The organism is Methylobacterium sp. P5_C11 (assembly GCF_054049775.1).
Map to the genome: position 1 here is coordinate 1 of NZ_JBFULS010000022.1, position 18891 is coordinate 18891.

17 protein-coding genes and 1 pseudogene are annotated in these 18891 nt (G+C 69.4%); 7 read left to right on the forward strand and 11 right to left on the reverse strand.

Annotation, left to right across the window (positions count from 1 at the left end; all coding sequences use genetic code 11):
• Nucleotides 1-220: 220 nt before the first annotated feature.
• The 7 genes from ACXJKQ_RS13650 to ACXJKQ_RS13680 form a co-directional block, all read right to left on the reverse strand.
• Nucleotides 221-376: a DUF3309 domain-containing protein gene (locus tag ACXJKQ_RS13650; RefSeq protein ID WP_091716874.1), complete on the reverse strand. Its 156-nt coding sequence runs from the start codon at nucleotides 374-376 to the stop codon at nucleotides 221-223.
• A gap of 121 nt (nucleotides 377-497) precedes the next feature.
• A complete protein-coding gene (locus ACXJKQ_RS13655; RefSeq protein WP_457106277.1) occupies nucleotides 498-1547 on the reverse strand; it encodes a cysteine synthase A in 1050 nt (349 codons plus the stop codon).
• A gap of 39 nt (nucleotides 1548-1586) precedes the next feature.
• Complete coding sequence (locus ACXJKQ_RS13660; protein WP_457106336.1) at nucleotides 1587-2570, reverse strand: sulfate/molybdate ABC transporter ATP-binding protein; 984 nt, start codon at nucleotides 2568-2570, stop codon at nucleotides 1587-1589.
• Nucleotides 2571-2628: 58 nt separating this feature from the next.
• Nucleotides 2629-3510, reverse strand: a complete 882-nt coding sequence (cysW, locus tag ACXJKQ_RS13665; protein WP_457106278.1) for a sulfate ABC transporter permease subunit CysW — start codon at nucleotides 3508-3510, stop codon at nucleotides 2629-2631.
• The gene (gene cysT, locus ACXJKQ_RS13670) at nucleotides 3503-4357 is read right to left on the reverse strand and encodes a sulfate ABC transporter permease subunit CysT (protein WP_457106279.1); all 855 of its coding nucleotides are present in this window, start codon (nucleotides 4355-4357) and stop codon (nucleotides 3503-3505) included. Before cysT ends, cysW begins: the two co-directional genes overlap by 8 nt.
• Before the next feature lie 12 nt (nucleotides 4358-4369).
• Nucleotides 4370-5407, reverse strand: coding sequence for a sulfate ABC transporter substrate-binding protein (locus tag ACXJKQ_RS13675; RefSeq protein WP_457106280.1), 1038 nt, complete (start codon nucleotides 5405-5407; stop codon nucleotides 4370-4372).
• Nucleotides 5408-5978: 571 nt separating this feature from the next.
• Nucleotides 5979-6164, reverse strand: a complete 186-nt coding sequence (locus ACXJKQ_RS13680; RefSeq protein ID WP_457106281.1) for a hypothetical protein — start codon at nucleotides 6162-6164, stop codon at nucleotides 5979-5981.
• Between the two features lie 178 nt (nucleotides 6165-6342).
• On the opposite strand from ACXJKQ_RS13680, the gene ACXJKQ_RS13685 reads away from it, so the two are divergent.
• From ACXJKQ_RS13685 to fdhE, 5 genes are all read left to right on the forward strand, one after another.
• A complete protein-coding gene (locus ACXJKQ_RS13685; RefSeq protein ID WP_457106282.1) occupies nucleotides 6343-6693 on the forward strand; it encodes a hypothetical protein in 351 nt (116 codons plus the stop codon).
• A gap of 156 nt (nucleotides 6694-6849) precedes the next feature.
• The gene (gene fdnG, locus ACXJKQ_RS13690; protein ID WP_457106283.1) at nucleotides 6850-9930 is read left to right on the forward strand and encodes a formate dehydrogenase-N subunit alpha; all 3081 of its coding nucleotides are present in this window, start codon (nucleotides 6850-6852) and stop codon (nucleotides 9928-9930) included.
• A gap of 14 nt (nucleotides 9931-9944) precedes the next feature.
• The gene (gene fdxH, locus ACXJKQ_RS13695) at nucleotides 9945-10880 is read left to right on the forward strand and encodes a formate dehydrogenase subunit beta (RefSeq protein WP_457106284.1); all 936 of its coding nucleotides are present in this window, start codon (nucleotides 9945-9947) and stop codon (nucleotides 10878-10880) included.
• Between the two features lie 309 nt (nucleotides 10881-11189).
• Nucleotides 11190-11912 carry a formate dehydrogenase subunit gamma gene (locus ACXJKQ_RS13700; protein WP_457106285.1) on the forward strand — a complete coding sequence of 241 codons (723 nt, stop codon included), beginning with the start codon at nucleotides 11190-11192 and terminating at the stop codon, nucleotides 11910-11912.
• A 4-nt stretch (nucleotides 11913-11916) separates the two neighbouring features.
• On the forward strand, nucleotides 11917-12912 hold the full coding sequence (gene fdhE / locus ACXJKQ_RS13705) for a formate dehydrogenase accessory protein FdhE (RefSeq protein WP_457106286.1): 996 nt from the start codon (nucleotides 11917-11919) through the stop codon (nucleotides 12910-12912).
• A 147-nt stretch (nucleotides 12913-13059) separates the two neighbouring features.
• Here the strand turns inward: fdhE and ACXJKQ_RS13710 are convergent, their stop codons facing one another.
• Entirely contained in the window at nucleotides 13060-13404 is a 345-nt protein-coding gene (locus tag ACXJKQ_RS13710; RefSeq protein ID WP_457106287.1) for a hypothetical protein, read from the reverse strand.
• A gap of 201 nt (nucleotides 13405-13605) precedes the next feature.
• On the reverse strand, nucleotides 13606-14091 hold the full coding sequence (locus ACXJKQ_RS13715; RefSeq protein WP_457106288.1) for an SRPBCC family protein: 486 nt from the start codon (nucleotides 14089-14091) through the stop codon (nucleotides 13606-13608).
• Between the two features lie 466 nt (nucleotides 14092-14557).
• Here ACXJKQ_RS13715 and ACXJKQ_RS13720 point away from each other — a divergent pair.
• Nucleotides 14558-14864 (forward strand): annotated as a pseudogene (locus tag ACXJKQ_RS13720) (IS3 family transposase); the annotation flags it as partial.
• A 131-nt stretch (nucleotides 14865-14995) separates the two neighbouring features.
• Here ACXJKQ_RS13720 and ACXJKQ_RS13725 read toward each other — a convergent pair.
• The gene (locus ACXJKQ_RS13725; RefSeq protein ID WP_457106289.1) at nucleotides 14996-15445 is read right to left on the reverse strand and encodes a hypothetical protein; all 450 of its coding nucleotides are present in this window, start codon (nucleotides 15443-15445) and stop codon (nucleotides 14996-14998) included.
• A 275-nt stretch (nucleotides 15446-15720) separates the two neighbouring features.
• On the opposite strand from ACXJKQ_RS13725, the gene lexA reads away from it, so the two are divergent.
• Nucleotides 15721-16446, forward strand: coding sequence for a transcriptional repressor LexA (gene lexA / locus ACXJKQ_RS13730; protein ID WP_457106290.1), 726 nt, complete (start codon nucleotides 15721-15723; stop codon nucleotides 16444-16446).
• Here the strand turns inward: lexA and ACXJKQ_RS13735 are convergent.
• Nucleotides 16440-18722: a ComEC/Rec2 family competence protein gene (locus ACXJKQ_RS13735; RefSeq protein WP_457106291.1), complete on the reverse strand. Its 2283-nt coding sequence runs from the start codon at nucleotides 18720-18722 to the stop codon at nucleotides 16440-16442. The genes lexA and ACXJKQ_RS13735 overlap by 7 nt on opposite strands.
• Nucleotides 18723-18891: the final 169 nt, after the last annotated feature.

Genomic DNA, 18891 nt, shown 5'->3' on the forward strand with positions numbered 1-18891 from the left:
CGGCGTTCCTGGCCGCTCAGGGCTTGCCCGAAGCGACGCCGAGTCGGGAGGGTGGCCCCGGCGCGGTCGCCGCCGCGGTGGTGGGAATCACCTGCCGCTGAGCCGGTCCCGCGAAGGGCGCCCCCGCGGTTCGGCGGCACCTCGCAGCCCCGCCAGGGCGCGGGCGGACGAAGCGCCGGCCTGTCTGCGCGCCGCTTCGTCCGCTTTCGCGGGATCCGGCTTACAGCCGGCCGGTCACCAGCAGCACGATCAGCACGATGAGCAGGATGCCGCCGAGGCCGAAGCCGGGGCCACGATACGCGCCGCCGCCGAGGAAGCCGCCGCCACCGAAGGCCAGGATGATCAGGATGATGAGTATGATGGTGACGAGGGACATGGTCGACTTCTCCGGACCGTCGCGCTTATGCGAGCGTGACCGTTCAAACGCTGCGACAATCCGTTCCGTTCAACGCAAAGCCACGCTTTTATGAGGAAAGTTCGGGATGGGGTCCCGCGCCCTAGGCGTGCCAGTCCGGCAGCGGATCCTGCGGCGCGTCGAGCCAGGCCGGAACCGGCAGGTCGCGTTCGGCGAGGAAGGCCGGGTTGAACAGCTTCGAGGCGTAGCGCGCCGCCCCGTCGCAGAGGATCGTCACGACGGTGTGGCCGGGTCCCAGCTCCCGGGCCAGCCGGATCGCCCCGGCGACGTTGATGCCGGACGAGCCACCCAACGACAGCCCCTCTTCCCGCATCAGCGCGAACACGATGTCGAGGGCCTCCCGGTCGGGGACGCGGAAGGCGCTGTCGGGCGTGAAGCCCGCGAGGTTGCGGGTGATGCGCCCCTGGCCGATCCCCTCGGTGATCGAGGAGCCCTCGGCCTTCAACGTCCCGGTCGTGTAGTGGGCGTAGAGGGCCGAGCCCTCCGGGTCGGACAGGGCGATCCGCACCTGCGGGTTGCGGGCGCGCAGGGCTTCGGCGGTGCCGGCGAGGGTTCCGCCGGTCCCGGCCGCGCAGACGAAGCCGTCGACCCGGCCGCCGGTCTGGTCCCAGATCTCCGGGCCGGTGCCGTCCACATGCGCCTGCCGGTTGGCGACGTTGTCGAACTGGTCGGCGAAGAATGCGCCCGCCGGCTCCGTCGCGGCGAGTTTCTCGGCGAGCCGCCGGGCCACGTGGACGTAGTTGTTCGGGTTGGCGAAGGGCACGGCCGGGACCTCCACCAGCCGGGCGCCCGCGAGCCGCAGGGTCTGCTTCTTCTCCTCGGACTGGGTGACCGGAATGACGATCAGCGTCCGGTAGCCGCGCACCGAGGCCACGAGGGCGAGGCCGATGCCGGTGTTGCCGGCCGTGCCTTCCACGATGGTGCCGCCCGGACGGATCAGGCCCTTCGCCTCTGCGTCGCGCACGATGGAGAGGGCGGCGCGGTCCTTCACCGAGAGGCCGGGATTGAGGAACTCGGCCTTGCCGTAGATCGCGCAGCCGGTCTCCTCGGAGGCGCGGCGCAGGCGGATCAGGGGCGTGTGGCCGATGGCGGCGAGGACATCGGGGGCGGGTTCGAGACGCGGTCCAGTCATGGTCGCGAGCCTAGGATGCTGCGCCGCCGCTGGCGAGCCTCATCCGAACACGTGCCCGCCGTTGATCCGCAGCCCGACCGGGTGCCCAGCCGGGTAACGGATGCCGTCGAAATCCTCCACCGCCAGCACGCGCCCCTCCGGATCGACCACCTCGATCCGCTGGCGCCCCTGCGTGCGGTACGAGCTGCGTACGGTGCCGGACAGGTGCGCGGCCTCGGGCTCGGCGAGCTGCAGCTGCCAGGGCCGGACGTAGAGCTTGACGGGGCCGATCACACCGGCCGGCGCCGCCACCGGCGTCTCCCGGCCGCGCACCAGCACCCGGCCGCCCTCGGCGATCGCCTCGACCTCGACGGAATCGCCCAAAAACTTCATCACGGTGGCGGAGGCCGGGTTCTCCTGCACCTCGTCGGGCGTGCCGACCTGCTCCAGCCGGCCGCGGTCGAGCACCGCGACGCGGTCGGACAGCTCCAGGGCCTCGTCCTGGTCGTGGGTCACGAAGATCGTGGTCTGGCCGGTGCGGTCGTGGATCTCGCGCAGCCAGCGGCGCAGATCCTTGCGGACCTGGGCGTCGAGGGCGCCGAAGGGCTCGTCGAGCAGCAGCACGCGGGGCTCCACCGCCAGCGCCCGGGCGAGCGCCACCCGCTGGCGCTGGCCGCCGGAGAGCTGCGACGGGTAGCGGTCGCCGAAGCCCGAGAGCCGGATCAGGTCGAGGAGGTCGCCGACCCGGCGCTTGATCTCGGCCTTGGCGGGGCGGTCCGCCCGGCTGCGCGCGTTCAGTCCGTAGGCGATGTTGTCGGCCACGCTCATGTGCTTGAACAGGGCGTAGTGCTGGAACACGAAGCCCACGGCCCGCTCCTGGACGGCGAGCCCGGTGGCGTCGTCGTCCCCGAACAGGATCCGGCCCCGGTCCGGCGCGTCGAGCCCGGCGATGATCCGCAGCAGCGTCGTCTTGCCCGAGCCCGACGGCCCCAGGAGCCCGATCAGCTCGCCTGCCCGGACGTCGAGGGAGAGGTCGTGCAGCACCGCCGCCGTGTCGAAGGTCTTCGAGACGGCTTCGACCCGGATCGCCGTAGAGGGCCGTTCAGTGAGACCGCCCACCCGCGAGATCCCCCGCGAAGCGCCACTCGAGGACGGATTTGAGGACGAGGGTGATGAGGGCAAGGACGGCGAGGAGCGAAGCGACGGCGAATGCGGCGACGAAGTTGTACTCATTGTAGAGGATCTCCACGTGGAGTGGGATGGTGTTGGTCAGGCCGCGGATGTGGCCCGACACCACCGACACCGCGCCGAACTCGCCCATCGCCCGGGCGTTGCAGAGGAGCACGCTGTAGAGCAGGCCCCAGCGGATGTTGGGCAGCGTCACCGTGCGGAACGCATGCAGGCCCGAGGCGCCGAGCGTCAGCGCCGCCTCCTCCTCGGCCGTGCCCTGCTCCTGCATCAGCGGGATCAGCTCGCGGGCGACGAACGGGAAGGTCACGAACACCGTGGCGAGCACGATCCCCGGCAGCGCGAACAGGATCTGGATGCCGTGGTCGATGAGCCACGAGCCGAACAGGCCCTGGGACCCGAACAGCAGCACGTAGATCATCCCCGAGACTACGGGCGAGACCGAGAACGGCAGGTCGATCAGGGTGATCAGCAGCGACTTGCCGGGGAACTCGAACTTGGCGATCGCCCAGGAGGCCGCGAGCCCGAACACCACGTTGAACGGCACCGCGATCGCCGCCACCGTCAGCGTCAGGCGGATCGCGCTCCAGGCATCGGGCTCCCGGAACGCGTCCAGGAAGGCTGCCAGCCCGTGCGAGAAGGCCTGGGTGAACACCGCGAACAGCGGCAGGACCAGGAACAGGGCCAGGAACGCCACGGCGATCCCGATCAGCACCGCGCGGGTGGCGGCCCGCTCCGAGGCGACCGGGGCCGGCTTGGCAGCCGGCACGAAGGCCGGGGAGAAGATCTCAGACATAGCCGAACCGCCTCCGTGACCACGCCTGGATCAGGTTGATGGCCAGCAGCGTCAGGAACGAGATCCCCAGCATGATCGTGGCGATGGCCGCCGCGCCGCCGTAATCGAACTCGGAGAGCTTGATGACGATCAGCAGCGGCGCGATCTCCGACACGTAGGGCAGGTTGCCGGCGATGAAGATGATCGAGCCGTACTCGCCGACCCCCCGGGCGAAGGCCAGCGCGAAGCCGGTGAGCACCGCCGGGATCAGCGGCGGCAGCACCACCCTGGTGAGCGTGGCGAGCCGCGTCGCCCCGAGGGTGGCGGAGGCCTCCTCGATCTCCTTGTCGATCTCGGCGATCAGCGGCTGCACGGTCCGCACCGCGAAGGGCAGGCCGATGAACACCATGGCGATGAAGATGCCGAGCGGGGTGTAGGCCACCTGGATGCCGAGGCGGGCGAGCGGGGCGCCCAGCAGCCCGTTCGGGGCGTAGAGCGACGCCAGCGCGATGCCGGCGACGGCGGTCGGCAGCGCGAAGGGCAGATCGACCGCCGCATCGACGAGCTTGCGGCCCGGGAAACGGTAGCGGGTCAGCACCCAGGCCACCAGGAAGCCGAACACGGAGGCGACGAGCGCCGCGAGGGCCGAGACGCCGAAGCTGATCCGCAAGGCGCTCGCCACCCGCGGATCGGTGGCGACCTCCCAGATCCCCGAGAGGCCGAGACCCGAGGCCTTCACGACGAGCCCGGCCAGCGGCAGCAGGACGATCAGGCCGAGGCAGGCCAGGGTGTAGCCGAAGCTGATCCCGAAGCCCGGGATCACGCTCGGCCGTCGGAATGTCCGTCTCGGACGGGGCGATGCGACCATGGTTCTCGAGCCTCAGCGGCCAGCGCGGCTCAGACGGTCGAACAGGCCGCCGGCATCGAAGTTCCGCTTCTGGATCTCGTCCCAGGAACCCTGCAGGTCCTCGATCTTGAACAGCGTGATGTCGGCCAGCTGGGCGAGATCGGCCGGCGCAGCCGCCTCCCGGCGGATCGGCCGGTAATGGTGCTTGGCGAAGATCGCCTGGGCGCGGTCGGTGTAGAGGAAGTCGAGATAGGCCTGCGCGGCCTTCGTGGTGCCCTTCCGCGCGGCGTTGACCGTCACGAGGGCCACCGGCGGCTCGGCGTAGATCGAACTCGGCGGCGAGACGATGTCGAACTTGTCGGCACCGAATTCCTGGAGCACCAGATAGGCCTCGTTCTCCCAGGTCGGCAGCACGTCGCCGAGGCCGCGCTGGGCGAAGGTCACCGTCGAGCCGCGGGCGCCGGTGTCGAGGATCGGCACGTTCTTGTAGACTTGCCCGACGAAGGCGTCGGCCTTCGCGGAATCCTTGTCCTGGCCGTAGGCGTAGCCCCAGGCGGCGAGGAAGTTCCAGCGCCCGCCGGCAGAGGTCTTCGGGTTCGGGGTGATCACCTTCACGTCGGGCTTCACGAGGTCGGCCCAGTCCTTGATCCCCTTCGGATTGCCCTTGCGGACCAGGAACACCACCGTCGAGGTGTAGGGAGTCGCCGTGTTCGGCAGCTTGCTGCGCCAGTCGTCCGGGATCTTGTGCGTGAGCTTGGCGATGGCGTCGATGTCCGACGGGATGCCGAGGGTGACCACGTCGGCGTCCACCCCGTCGATGACCGTGCGCGCCTGGGACCCCGAGCCGCCATGCGAGGCCCGCACCGTGATGGCCTCGCCGGTCTTGGCCTTCCAGTCCTCCGCGAAGGCGGCGTTGATCTCCCGGTAGAGTTCGCGGGTGGGATCGTACGAGACGTTGAGCAGCGCGGTCTCTGCGGTCGCCGGCATCACGCAGGCCCAGAGACCGGCTCCGGCCAGCACAGACAGCCCGATCGCCCGAACCATCCGGACCCGACCCGCAGCGTTCGTCATCACGTCCGATCCCCAGCCCTTCGCGGTTGCAGCGCGCAAGAGGGCGCCGCATGGTCCCGAAAATCGTTCGTTTTACCGAACGAAGTCAAGCCCGACGGGCAGCGGCGCGCGGCGCGATGCGATGAGCAGGAGCGACGGATTCCTTCAGAAGGCAAGCGATGTCAGGGGGGTAGCCCACGAGAAGGCATGGATCTTCTCCGGAACCGGTTCGACAAAGAAGAAATTCAATGAGTCGCGCGGTTTCGCAGAACGAACGATCTTAGGTGCGGCGACGCACATCGATCGAGCTTTGCGAGGGCCGACGGAGATCGGGGCGAAGGCCTGAGGCGGAGATCTGGGCGGGGTCCGATCGCGGGGCTGCAGGGCCGACAGTCGGTCCGTGCCTGGCCTCAGCCGGAGGCCGCCGCGTCTCCCGTCATCGGGAGCGGCGAAGTCGGATCGCACGGCTCCGCCGGCAGCAACGCAGGATACCGAACCTGCTGCGCCCGACCGTCAGGCCGAGCCGAACAAGGGCGGGGTCCTGCGCGCACGCAGAGCCGCGCGGTGCGGAAAACCCGGTCGACGCTGCCGCTCAACGCTTCGGCTTGGCGAGCTGGGCGATCAGGGCTTCGAGTCGCTGGTTGGCCGGGGCCGCGAGGGCGTCGGAATAGAAGGTCCGCAGGTTCTGGCCGATATGGCGGCGCACCCCGGGGGGGAGAGGCGCGGTGGCGGCGGTCCGCTCCGGCTCGTCCGGACGCTCTGGATTCGGTTTCGACATGCTCCGAAAGCCTCCGCGTCCCATCCCGAGGAGAATGGCAAAGCTTGGTTAATGAGATGTCACTGTGCAGGCCTTGCGGGCGGCCGTGCGGCGGGTGCGGGACCGGTGTCGCGGCCCGGAACTGGCCCGCCGAGGGGACGTTGCCCGGCTGACCCCTCACGCTGCCCGGAGCCGTACCTTGTCCCGCTCGACGTCGTTCCTTCCGCTGCCGGTCCTCGCTCTCGTCGCGGCGGCCGCGGCGGCCTCGCCCGTCCTCGCCCAGACGCAGCCGGGGGAGATCAAGGGCGTCGACGCGATGGGCGACAAGTCCCGTAGCGCCCAGGACGGCTGGAGCCAGGCGCCCGTTCCCCGGGAGCAGTCGGCCGCCAAGGATGCTCCGAACCCAGGCGGCCAGTCGATCCAGGAGAACGCGAACCGCCCGGTCCCGACAGCCAGCCCCGGCGGTTCCTCCGCCACCGACCCGCAGGCGCCCCTGGAGCACCGCACGGCCGGCCCCTCGGGCATGAATCCCGCCGCGCCCAGCAAGTAAAAAAATCGTTTCTGGCGAGGATGATATTGACCCAGATCAACGTGCTGCTTCGCCCGAGACAGGACGACTCGCTGTGTCACGCAACCGCACTTGCCTCCCACGCGCTTTTTTGGGACACCCTGGAATTATACCAGATTGCTTTTCTGTGAGGCGGAGATGACTGTCCAGGTCTCAAGGCGTGGCCTGCTCAAGGGGGCCGGCGCCGGCCTCGCGGGCGGCTCGCTCGGTGCCCTCGGGTTCGGCGGACTCGAACCGGCTATGGCCGCCGCAGTGCGGCCCTTCAAGCTCGCGCAGATGCGCGAGACCCGCAACACCTGCCCGTACTGCTCGGTGTCGTGCGGCGTCATCCTCTACAGCCTCGGGGACCGTTCGAAGAACGCGCGCTCCTCGGTGATGCACATCGAGGGCGACCCCGATCACCCGATCAACCGCGGCACGCTCTGCCCCAAAGGGTCTGCGCTCCTCGACTTCGTGCACGCCGAGACCCGCACCAAGTACCCGCTGCACCGCGCTCCCGGCTCCTCGGAGTTCAAGCGCGTCTCCTGGGACTTCGCCCTCGACCGGATCGCGAAGCTCATGAAGGAGGACCGGGACAAGAACTTCGTGGCCAAGAACGGCGACCTCGCGGTCAACCGCTGGACCACGATGGGCTTCCTGGGCGCCTCGGCCACCACCAACGAGACGGCCTGGCTCACCTACAAGACCGTTCGAAGCATGGGGGCTCTGGTCTTCGACAATCAGGCCAGGGTTTGACACGGTCCGTCGGTCGCCAGTTTGGCGCCCTCCTTCGGACGCGGTGCGATGACCAACCTCTGGATGGACATCAAGCACGCGGACGTGATCACCGTGATGGGCGGCAATGCCGCCGAGGCGCATCCGTGCGGCTTCAAGTGGGTCGTCGAGGCGAAGGCCCATAACAACGCCAAGCTCATCGTCGTCGACCCGCGCTTCACCCGCACGGCGTCGGTGGCCGATCTCTACTGCCCGATCCGGCAGGGGACCGACATCGCGTTCCTGTCGGGCGTGGCCAAGTACCTGCTCGACAACGACAAGCTGCAGCACCGCTACGTCGCCGCCTACACCAACGCCGGGTACGTGGTCCGCGAGGGCTACGACTTCAGCGAGGGGCTGTTCGCGGGCTACGACGCGGACAAGCGCGACTACGACAAGACCACCTGGGACTACGAGATCGGCCCCGACGGCTACGCCGTAGTCGACGAGACGCTGCAGCACCCGCGCTGCGTGATGCAGCTCCTGAAGAAGCACGTCGCCCTCTACACGCCCGAGATGGTCGAGACGATCTGCGGCTCGCCCAAGGAGACCTTCCTGAAGGTCTGCGAGCTGATGGCGACGACGGCCGCGCCGGACCGGACGATGGCGTCGCTCTATGCCCTGGGCTGGACGCACCATTCCAAGGGCTCGCAGAACATCCGCTCGATGTGCATCGTGCAGACGCTGCTGGGCAACATCGGCATGCTCGGCGGCGGGATGCAGGCGCTGCGCGGTCACTCCAACATTCAGGGGCTGACCGATATCGGGCTGATGTCGAACCTCATCCCGGGGTACCTGAACATCCCGGTGGAGAAGGAGCCCGACTACGCGAGCTACATCGCCAAGCGGCAATTCAAGCCGCTGCGTCCCGGACAGACGAGCTACTGGCAGAACTACAACAAGTTCTTCGTCTCGTTCCAGAAGGCGATGTGGGGCGATTACGCCACCAAGGAGAACGACTGGGCGTACGATTACCTGCCCAAGCTCGACGTGCCGACCTACGACGTGCTGCGCGGGTTCGAGCTCGCCAAGCAGGGCAAGATGACCGGCTACGTCATCCAGGGCTTCAACCCCCTGCTGTCGTTCCCGAACCGCGCCAAGATGACGGAAGCCTTCTCCAAGATGAAGTTCATCGTGGTGATGGATCCGCTCAAGACCGAGACGGCCCGGTTCTGGGAGAACCACGGCGAGTACAACGACGTCGATCCGACCCAAATCCAGACCGAGGTGTTCGAGCTTCCGACCACCCTGTTCGTGGAGGAAGAAGGCTCGCTGTCGAACTCCAGCCGCTGGCTGCAGTGGCACTGGCAGGCGCAGGAGCCGCCGGGCGAGTGCCGCTCGGACATCGAGATCGTGTCGGAGATCTTCCTCCGCATGAAGGCGGCGTACAAGAAGGACGGCGGGGCCTTCCCGGACCCGATCGTCAATCTGAAGTGGGACTACGCGATCGCCGAGTCCCCCACGCCGACCGAACTCGCCCGCGAGCTCAACGGCTACACGGTGGCGCCGACCCCGGACCTCAACGGGACGATCATCCCCGCGGGCAAGCAGGTCGACGGCTTCGCCCAGCTCAAGGACGACGGGACGACCGCCTGCGGGTGCTGGATCTACTCGGGCTGCTACACCGAGAAGGGCAACACCATGGCCCGCCGGGACAACACCGATCCTGGCGACCGCGGCATCGCGCCGAACTGGGCCTTCGCGTGGCCGGCCAATCGGCGCGTCCTCTACAACCGCGCCTCGTGCGACCCCGAGGGCCGTCCGTGGTCGGAGAAGAAGAAGCTCATCGAGTGGAACGGCAAGCAGTGGATCGGCTTCGACGTGCCGGACTACGGGGTCACCGTCGCCCCCGATAAGGGTGTCGGCCCGTTCATCCTCAACCAGGAGGGCGTCGCCCGCCTGTGGACCCGCGGTCTCATGCGCGACGGGCCCTTCCCGACGCACTACGAGCCCTTCGAGTCCCCGGTGCAGAACGTCGCCTTCCCGAAGATCAAGGGCGCGCCTGCCGCCCGGATCTTCAAGGACGACCTCGCCGATCTCGGCGACGCGAAGGACTTCCCCTACGCGGCGACGAGCTACCGCCTGACCGAGCACTTCCACGGGTGGACCAAGCACGCCCGGATCAACGCGATCCTCCAGCCGGAGGCCTTCGTGGAGATCTCGGAGGAGCTCGCCAAGGAGAAGGGCATCGCCAAGGGCTCATGGGTCCGCGTCTGGTCGAAGCGCGGCTCCCTGAAAGCCAAGGCCGTGGTGACGAAGCGCATCAAGCCGCTGATCTGCGACGGCAAGCCCGTCCACGTCGTCGGCATCCCGCAGCACTGGGGCTTCATGGGCCTCACCAGGAAAGGGTGGCACCCGAACTCGCTCACGCCGGTCGTGGGCGACGCGAACACCGAGACGCCGGAGTTCAAGGCCTGGCTCGTGAACATCGAGCCGACCACGCCGCCGTCGGACGCGGTCTCGTAAGGGGGAGCTGAATCATGGCCGACTACAGCTCCCTCGACATCCGCCAGCGCTCCGCCTCGACGGAGACGCCGCCGGAGATCCGCCGCCAGGTGGAGGTCGCCAAGCTCATCGACGTGTCGAAGTGCATCGGCTGCAAGGCCTGCCAATCGGCCTGCGAGGAGTGGAACGACCTGCGCGACGACATCGGTGTGAACACCGGCGTCTACCAGAACCCCCACGACCTCACGCCGAAGTCGTGGACCCTGATGCGGTTCACCGAGTACGAGAACCCGGAGACCAACAACCTCGAATGGCTGATCCGCAAGGACGGCTGCATGCACTGCTCCGAGCCGGGCTGCCTGAAGGCCTGCCCGTCGCCCGGGGCGATCGTGCAGTACTCCAACGGCATCGTCGACTTCATCGAGGAGAACTGTATCGGCTGCGGCTACTGCGTGAAGGGCTGCCCGTTCAACATCCCGCGCATCAGCCAGACCGACCACAAGGCGTACAAGTGCACCCTGTGTTCGGACCGGGTGGCGGTGGGTCAGGCTCCGGCCTGCGCCAAGGCCTGCCCGACCGGATCGATCATGTTCGGCACCAAGCAGGCGATGATCGAACAGGCGCAGACCCGCGTCGAGGACCTGAAGTCGCGCGGTTTCGAGCATGCCGGTCTCTATGACCCAGCCGGCGTCGGCGGCACGCACGTCATGTATGTGCTCCACCACGCCGACCAGCCGAGCCTCTATGCGGGCCTGCCGAACGACCCGAAGATCTCGCCGCTCGTCGCCTTCTGGAAGGGCGGCGCCAAGGTGTTCGGTCTCGCCGCCATGGGCTTTGCGGCCGTGGCGGGCTTCTTCCACTACGTGACGGCCGGCCCCAACGAGGTCGTGCCCGAGGAAGAGGAAGAGGCGGTCGAGTACGACGAGGCCAGGCGCCGCGAGACCGGCGGCGGCGAGGTCCGGCCGCACTGAGACGGGTCCCGGGCGGCCGGCGCGGCCCGGGAGACGCAACGCGCCCCCTCTCCCGAGCGGGAGAGAGTCGGGGTAAGGGACGAGACGGTTCAGAGCCGAGCACGCCATCGAAGCGCGCCTGGGGCGAGCCTCCTCCGTAAGCCCACACCCCTCACCCTGCCCTTTCCCGCACGGGAGAGGGGACCCGCGGTCCCTTCTGACGTTGCAGGGATCGGACGACCGAAGACGGCGGGGCCGACAGGCCCTATCTTGACTCACAAAGCCGCCTCCGCCGCCCGCGGAGCCGGCCCGTCAGGCGCGAGAAGGCCGATGACGATCCACAGCGACATCCGAGACGGCGATCCCCGCCCCCTCCACCACGCCAAATCCGAGGCGCCGGAGGTGCTGTACGTCCCGCGCTACACCGGCGTGCAGCGCGTCAACCACTGGATCACCGCGATCCTGTTCACCCTGCTGACCCTATCGGGGCTGGCGATGTTCACGCCCTACCTGTTCTCCCTCACCGGCCTGTTCGGCGGCGGGCAGGCGACCCGGGCGATCCATCCCTGGTTCGGCGTGGCGCTGGCGGTCAGCTTCTTCTTCCTGTTCGTGCGCTTCTGGAAGCTCAACATTCCCAACAGGGACGACGTCGAGTGGACCAAGCACATCGGCGACGTGGTCACCAACCGCGAGGACCGGCTGCCGGAACTCGGCAAGTACAATGCCGGCCAGAAGGGTGTGTTCTGGGGCCAGACCGCGCTGATCGGCGTGATGTTCGTCACTGGCCTCGTGATCTGGAACACCTATTTCGGCGGCCTCACCTCCATCGAGACCCAGCGCTGGGCGCTCCTGGCCCATTCGCTGGCCGCCGTGATCGCCATCGCGATCATCGTGGTCCACGTCTACGCGGGCATCTGGGTGCGCGGCACCGGCCGGGCGATGGTGCGCGGCACGGTCACCGGCGGCTGGGCCTATCGGCATCACCGCAAGTGGTTCCGGCAGATCGTCGGTGGCAAGGCCCGCCACGGCTCGGTGGACAAGCGCGGATCCTGAACGCGTGGCCCGTTTTTTCAAGCGTACGCCCGCGTCGCCCGCCGCGGACGCGAAGACCGCGCAGGCGACGGAGCCGAAGCCCCGCCGCCGCGATTTCAGCGAGCTGAAGCCCGATCCCGACAAGATCGGCATCTCGGGCTCGGTGCCGTTCGTGCGCCTGCCCGATCCGACGACGCTGTTCGCCGACCGGGCCGCGCGCCTGTCGGAGGCCGCGCCCGGGCATCCGCTCGAGGCCTATCTGCGCTTCGTCGCCGAGGTCGCCCGCGCCCAGGCCGTGGTTCAGGCGAAGGGTCCGCCCGTGGCGGCACCCGAGGCTGCCGATCTGGCGCTCCGGAGCGAGCACGGCATGCCGCTCCTGTCTCGGCATAGCCTGGAGGTCGATCGGGGCTTCGACGATTTCCTGCTGGCCCTCCTCGGCGAACTCGACCTCGCCACGGCGCCCGAGGCGTCGGCCGCGGCCCGCGAGACTCTGCGCGGGGCCTCCCGGGAGGACCGCCTCGACCTCGCCCTGCAGGTCTTCGAGGGAGCGCTGCCGGTCGACCGGATCGCCGAGTGCGTGTTCGTGTCGGCGGCCCTGCAGATCCGCCTCGCCGAGCTGGCCGCGCGCCTCGACACCGGCAGCCTGAAGCCGGTCGCCGACGGGGTCTGCCCGTGCTGCGGCGGCGCGCCGGTGGCGAGCGTGATCGTCGCCTGGACCCCGGCCGACAAGGCCCGGTACCTCAGCTGCTCGCTCTGCGGCACGTATTGGAACCACGTCCGGATCCGGTGCACCGYCTGCGGGTCCGGCGAGGGGATCAGCTATTACGGGCTGGACGAGGTCTCGAAGGATGTCCAGGTCGAGAGCTGCACGACCTGTCACAGCTACATCAAGCACCTGCACCAGCACCGGGCGCCATCCCTCGATCCGGTGGCCGACGACATCGCCTCCTATGGGCTCGACCTGAAGATCGCCGAGGAAGGGTTCCGCCGGGCGGGCCTCAACCTGATGTTCGTGATCTAGCCGGAAGGCCGCACCCTCGTCCGGCCCAGCCCTCTCGGGATGCGGGCGCCGGCCTGACATGGCGCGCGATACCAGGGGCTGACTCACCGCGCAGCTTCGACCGACCCCGATCGCACGGGATCAGGATCGGCGGGCGGCGCGGCCGGCTCAGCGGTAACCGAAGCGGCTCTTGGCGGCGGCCAGGAGGTGGAGGGCTTCGCCCGACTTGCCGGCCGAGCATTCCGCCGCAGCCTGGGCGAGGTCGGCGTTGAAGCGGTCGCCCACCGGCTTGTTGAGATTGCCCGTGGCCACGTCGCTGTCGACGATCGCCTTGGTGCGGGCGATCTCGGGACCGCAGCCGCTGCCCGTGGGCAGCGCGATCGGAGCCGGGACGATCGGCGAGGGCTCCGCGACCGCGGGGGCGCTGCGCTGCTGGCAGGCGCCCAGCGCCGCGACGGCGAGGGCGGCGAGGCTGAGGCGCATCGGCAGACGGGACGCGGGCACGGCGATCATCCTGTTGGGGCGCGGGGGGGGCTGCGCCGGCAGGGTTTTGAGCCGAGCGTGGCAGTGGGTCAATCGGCGCGGCGACACGCCAGCCCGACCTACGATGCGGTCAGGCTGAACCGGAGCCGCAAAATTCCACGGCCCAAGAAGGAGGTCGGCGCGCGCCGCTGCCAAATCCGCTCAGCGGCGCGCACCAAATCGTGACGGCGGCTACTTGGCCTTGTCGGCGAGCGCCTTCAGGCCGGACTCGTAGATGCCCTGGATCGCATCGGTGGCGACCGTGTCCGGCGCGCCCTTGGCGTTGAAGGTTCCGGTCCAGGTCACCTTCGAGCCCGAACCCGCCGGGGCGACCGAGAGGGTGGACTTGTAGTCGGAGACCGGCAGCGGGCTCTCCAGGATCGTGTAGGTGTAGCTCATCACCTTGTCGTCCCGGGAGACCTGCTCCTCCTTGATGGTGCCGCCACCCTTCAGGCTGAGGGTGCGGACCTTCATGCCGTCCTTGTCGGAGAGCGCGCATTTCTCGATGGCCGGGTGCCAGTCGCCGATGCCACAGAACTCCCCGATGGTCTGCCAGACCTTGGCCGGGGGCGCGGCGATATCGGCCGAGCGGGTCACCTCCAGGGCGTAGCCCGGCACGGTGGCCGCGGCGAGCGCCAGGGCGGCCAGGGGAAGGGATCGGCAGAAAGCGAAGGGCATCTCGGGGTGTCTCCGTCCGTCTCAAATCGCGACCGGGGCCGCGCAGGCTCTGATGGCCGCAAGGGAGCTAGGCCGAAGCGACTCGTTCGGCAATAGGCCTCGACGTGGAAGCGACGCGGCGACGATCAAAGTGAGCCGAGTGTTTCTGGTCTTGCCGTATTGGTCGATCAAAACAGATCGACTTTTGAACGTGACCAATATTACCGCGAATATGTTCGCTCGGGACGGATGGCGGGACTCTCACGGGTCTCGACGCGTTCGCGGGAGAGACGCACGGGTAGCGTAATGATCCGTCTATATACTCAGCTTTAGGTCATGCGTGGTACCTATATTTTTGAAAAACAAAATATAAAGCTTGTATTTGGCAGCAAAGACGCGAGCTATCCGGACTTTTTCTCTTAATCTGTCTCGTCTTGATTCMGTTGCGGATTGCTGCGAACTCGGCAGCGCTGCATAGGAGCAGGACGCTGAACGGCAGGCCGATCCGGAGCGGCTGTCGGCTCGGGCTAGGCGCGACGCGATGCTGATGGCCGAGATCCGGCGCGTTCAAGCGGCGAACTTCGGCGTCTGCTGGCTCAGGAAGGCGTGGCGTCAGCTCGCCCGCAAGGAGATCGCGGTGGCGCGCGGCACGGTCGCCCGGCTGATGCGGGCGATGGGCTTGGCCAGCGTCGTGGTGCGCGGGCGCAGGGTCCGCACCACCGTGCCCGATCCAGCTGCGGCCGGCCCCCCGCGACCCGGGTAATCGGAAGTTCAAGGGAGCAGGCCCTACGCGAGCGCCACCCCTTTGCCGGAAGCGGCCCCGTCGGCCATCCTCGATCTCCTCAACAGGCTGCAGACGCCGCGCGGCCCGAATAGTAAAGTCGCCTTCGAACACCCGCCCTGATATCAATTTCCCAAAGTGGTGCTAGCGCGGGCCGAGACCCGGATTGCGGCCTGGCAGGCGCGGAACCACCGTGCCGCGCCGCTCGATCGGCGCGTCGCACGCGTAGGCGAATTCGCTCTTCAGCGGATCGAACACGGTCTCGCCGGTGATCCGGCAATCTTCCCGCACCGTCTCGTCGAGATAGGCCCGGGCGGCGGTGCGGAAGCGCTTCACCCGGGTCGCGTCCGGCTCCGGATCGATCCGCGCCTCGCTCAGGTTGCAGCCGGCATATTCGCGCAGGGCGTTCGAGACGATCAGCATCCGGCGCTGCTGCCGGTTATCGTAGACCTCGTAGGGCTCCTTGCAGCCGATCGTCACCACCTGAGGGGTGAGCGCCACATAGTTCCGCGAGATATAGGAAAACCCGGTGGTGCAGCCGGCGAGGCCGAGGGCGGCGAGGCCGAGGGGCAGCAGAGCTGCGGGTCGTCGCATCCGCGTCATTCCAAGCTGGTCCCGGCCCGCGTCCCGGATCCGCCGCCTCTCCGGCGGGGCACGGGCCAGCATTGAAACGGCTCCGCTTGCGCCGTCAATGCGTTTCTCGGCCCGTCCCGTCCGGCGAGGCGCCGGATCGGCCGCATGGCCGGGCCGACACCGGTCCAAGCGTAGCGGTCCCGCCCTTGCAGAACACTTGCGGAACGTTTAACCTGTTCGTGATTTGTTTCGGAGACCGTCACGTGGCGGTCCGCCAAGCCGCGAGTCCCCCGTCGATGCTCACGCGCAAGCAGCTGGACCTCCTGCGATTCATCCAGAGCCGGATGCAGGAATGCGGTGTCCCGCCGTCCTTCGACGAGATGAAGGACGCCCTCGACCTCAAGTCGAAATCGGGCATCCACAGGCTGATCACGGCCCTCGAGGAGCGCGGCTTCCTGCGGCGCCTGCCGAATCGGGCGCGTGCCATCGAGGTGATCCGCATCCCCGAGAGCCTGACCCAGGCGCCCCCGACCGCGGCTTCGGCAGAGCCTCGCCGGTTCACGCCGAGCGTGGTCGAGGGCGGCAAGTCCAAGCAGCCGCCCGCACCGGCGAGCACGCGGATCCTCGACGAGGCCGGCCGCGCCATCTCGATTCCCGTGATGGGCCGGATCGCGGCCGGCACGCCGGTCTCCGCGATCCAGAACCAGAGCCACGCCATCACCCTGTCGCCGGACTTCGTGGCCGGCGGCGAGCACTACGCCCTTGAGGTGCGCGGCGACTCGATGGTCGAGGCCGGCATCCTCGACGGCGACCTCGTGGTGATCCGCAAGCAGGACACTGCCAACACCGGCGACATCATCGTGGCCCTGATCGACGACGAGGAGGCGACCCTCAAGCGCCTGCGTCGCCGGGGCTCCTCGATCGCCTTGGAAGCCGCCAATCCGGCCTACGAGACCCGCGTGCTCGGGCCCGACCGGGTGCGCATCCAGGGACGCCTGGTCAGCCTCGTCCGCCGCTACTGAAGCGGCTCGGCGGGCGCGTCGCCGGAGACGGCGCCGTTGCCTGACCCGTCGGTTTCCGGAGGCGGAGCCTCCGCGGTGTGGGATCCGTCCGACCCGGATGTGACGGGCGTCCGCAGGCGCGGCTCACGTGCCGGTCCCGGCCGCCAGGGTACGGCGCGGCCGTCGGCACGGGTGTACCGGGTGGCGAAACCGTCACCCTCGGCCCGGAGGGCGACCGCTCCGTGGGCGGTGAGGACGCGCCGGTCGATCACCAGCGGGCGCGTGCAGGTCGGGGGCGCCACGAGGCCGGTGATCACCACTGCGGCGCGGGCGCAATCCTCCGGGAAGGCGCGCCGATCCCGGACGAGGGCCACCGCTCGGCCGTCCGGCAGGCGCGCCGTGCAGCCGAGGTGGTCGCAGCGGCCGCTGCCCTGCGGTGCGACCAGCGTTGCGGGCCGCCGTCCGTCACCGTCCGCCTTCAGCCATTGCTCGAGGACGAAGCCGGAAGGGCTGCCCAGCACCGTGAGGCGTCCGTCTGGCCCCCGGACCGCGGCTCCTGCGCCCTGTCGGTCGACGTAGAGGTCGTAACGGTCCGGCCTGGCCGCGAGGACGAGGCCGACCAGGGCAGGCGCCAGGGCGAGCCAGCGCAGGCGCGAGGCTGGGAGCGTCGCCAGCAGCAGGCCGAGGGTCAGCAGGATCAGCGCCGACGTGCCGAAGGCCGGCACGACGACGATCGCCCGCTCGAACCCGGCGATCCAGTCGGAGACGACGAGCATGCCCCCCACCGCCTGACCCATCAGCCACCAGATCGGCCGGTCCTGGGCGAAGGGATAGGCCAGGATCCCGATCACCGCCGACGGCATCACCACGAGGGAGACCAGCGGCAGGGTCAGTGCGTTCCCGACAAGCCCGAAGGGCTGAACCGTCTGGAAATGATAGGTGGCGAAGGGCGCGGTCGCGATCTGGGCCACGAGGGTCGTGGCCAGGGTCCCGGTCACCGCCGAGAGGCCGGTGCCGACGAGCCGCCCGAGCCGCCCCGCCCCGGGGCGCACGAACAGCCGCCCGTCGATCAGCCGGGCGCAGGCGATCAGCCCGGCCACGGCGCCGAACGACATCTGGAAGCTCGGGCCGAGCAGGCCCTCGGGCTCCCGGGCGAGGGCGATCAGGGCGGCCAGCGCGAGGTTGCGCATCGACAGGGCCGGCCGGTCCGCCAGGATCGCGCCCAGCATGATCAGGGTCATGATCAGGGAGCGCTCGGCGGCGATGTCCCAGCCCGAGAAGGCGCAGTAGGCGGTGACCCCGACCATGGCGAAGCCGGCGGCGATCTTCTTGATCGGCCAGACCAGCGCGCAGTACGGCACCGCGGCGAGGACCGCCCGCACCAGCCAGAAGACCACGCCGGCGGCCAGCACCATGTGGAGCCCCGAGATCGACACCACGTGGTAGATTCCGGCGGCGCGGAGCGCGTCGTTGGTCGCCGGCGCGATCAGTCCCCGCTTGCCCGTTACAAGAGCCGCCGCCACCGCGCCCGCTTGTCCCCCTGCGGCCTGCGCGATCCGGCGGGTCAGCGCGTTGCGGGCCTCGTCCAGCAGAGCGGCGAGGCGCAGGCTCATGGGCGGCGGCTCGGTCGGCGCCCGGATCGCGACCGCGCCGACGAGCGAGCCCACCGCGCCGAGTCCCTGGAAATACGCGTCCCGGGCGAAGTCGTAGCCGCCCGGCCGGGCGGCCTCCGGCGGCGGCAGCAGCCGGGCGGTGGCGGCGACGACGTCCCCGGGGCGCGGGATGGGGGTCCTGCGGAACGAGACCCGCACCCGCACCGGCCGCGACTCCGGCGCGAGCCCCGCGAAGGTCTCGACGCGGATGATCAGTCGGGCGCCGACCTCCCGCTCGTCGAGCGCCTCGACCATCCCGACCAGCGGGCCGATGGTGGTGCGGGTGAGGATCGGGGCGGCGACCTGCGCGACCCGCCAGGTCGCCGCCGCGAAGCCGAGGAACGCGGCCGCCACGCCGAGGGCCAGCGCCAGGGCCGCCGGCCGCGCCCCCAGGATCGGGGTCGGCGCCAGGGCGAGACCCGCGCCGATCAGGGGCGCGGCTAGGAGCGGCGTGCCATCCGCCGCCACGAAGTAGATGAGGATTCCGGCCCCGAACGCCACGGCCAGCCAGGGGAACAGCCGGCGCTGTTCGGCCTCCCGGACGAGGCCCTTGGCCACCCAGTGGCGGACTGCCGGGAGGGCGGGCGCGCGCGGGCCGGCCAGCGCCACAGCGCCACCCGCGAGCCTCGCGCCGATCCGTCGCATTGCCGCCACCCCGCACCGCGCGACCTGTCGTCGGCGGCCGGGCGATTCCCCAGGCGATTCTTAACCCATCCGCAGGCCCGTGCTACAGCCGGCGCTTCGTGCTACGGGCGCCGTGTCGAGACCCATCGACGCTCTCTCCGCCGCCCCGCCTCCACCCCTTCGCGCCTCG

Excerpts from the sequence above, each read along its gene's own strand:
- ACXJKQ_RS13650 (WP_091716874.1), bottom strand. The coding sequence starts at position 376 with ATGTCCCTCGTCACCATCATACTCATCATCCTGATCATCCTGGCCTTC.
- ACXJKQ_RS13655 (WP_457106277.1), bottom strand. The coding sequence starts at position 1,547 with ATGACTGGACCGCGTCTCGAACCCGCCCCCGATGTCCTCGCCGCCATC.
- cysW (WP_457106278.1), bottom strand. The coding sequence starts at position 3,510 with ATGTCTGAGATCTTCTCCCCGGCCTTCGTGCCGGCTGCCAAGCCGGCC.
- cysT (WP_457106279.1), bottom strand. The coding sequence starts at position 4,357 with ATGGTCGCATCGCCCCGTCCGAGACGGACATTCCGACGGCCGAGCGTG.
- ACXJKQ_RS13675 (WP_457106280.1), bottom strand. The coding sequence starts at position 5,407 with ATGACGAACGCTGCGGGTCGGGTCCGGATGGTTCGGGCGATCGGGCTG.
- ACXJKQ_RS13680 (WP_457106281.1), bottom strand. The coding sequence starts at position 6,164 with ATGTCGAAACCGAATCCAGAGCGTCCGGACGAGCCGGAGCGGACCGCC.
- fdxH (WP_457106284.1), top strand. The coding sequence starts at position 9,945 with ATGGCCGACTACAGCTCCCTCGACATCCGCCAGCGCTCCGCCTCGACG.
- ACXJKQ_RS13700 (WP_457106285.1), top strand. The coding sequence starts at position 11,190 with ATGACGATCCACAGCGACATCCGAGACGGCGATCCCCGCCCCCTCCAC.
- ACXJKQ_RS13710 (WP_457106287.1), bottom strand. The coding sequence starts at position 13,404 with ATGATCGCCGTGCCCGCGTCCCGTCTGCCGATGCGCCTCAGCCTCGCC.
- ACXJKQ_RS13715 (WP_457106288.1), bottom strand. The coding sequence starts at position 14,091 with ATGCCCTTCGCTTTCTGCCGATCCCTTCCCCTGGCCGCCCTGGCGCTC.
- ACXJKQ_RS13725 (WP_457106289.1), bottom strand. The coding sequence starts at position 15,445 with ATGCGACGACCCGCAGCTCTGCTGCCCCTCGGCCTCGCCGCCCTCGGC.
- lexA (WP_457106290.1), top strand. The coding sequence starts at position 15,721 with ATGCTCACGCGCAAGCAGCTGGACCTCCTGCGATTCATCCAGAGCCGG.
- ACXJKQ_RS13735 (WP_457106291.1), bottom strand. The coding sequence starts at position 18,722 with ATGCGACGGATCGGCGCGAGGCTCGCGGGTGGCGCTGTGGCGCTGGCC.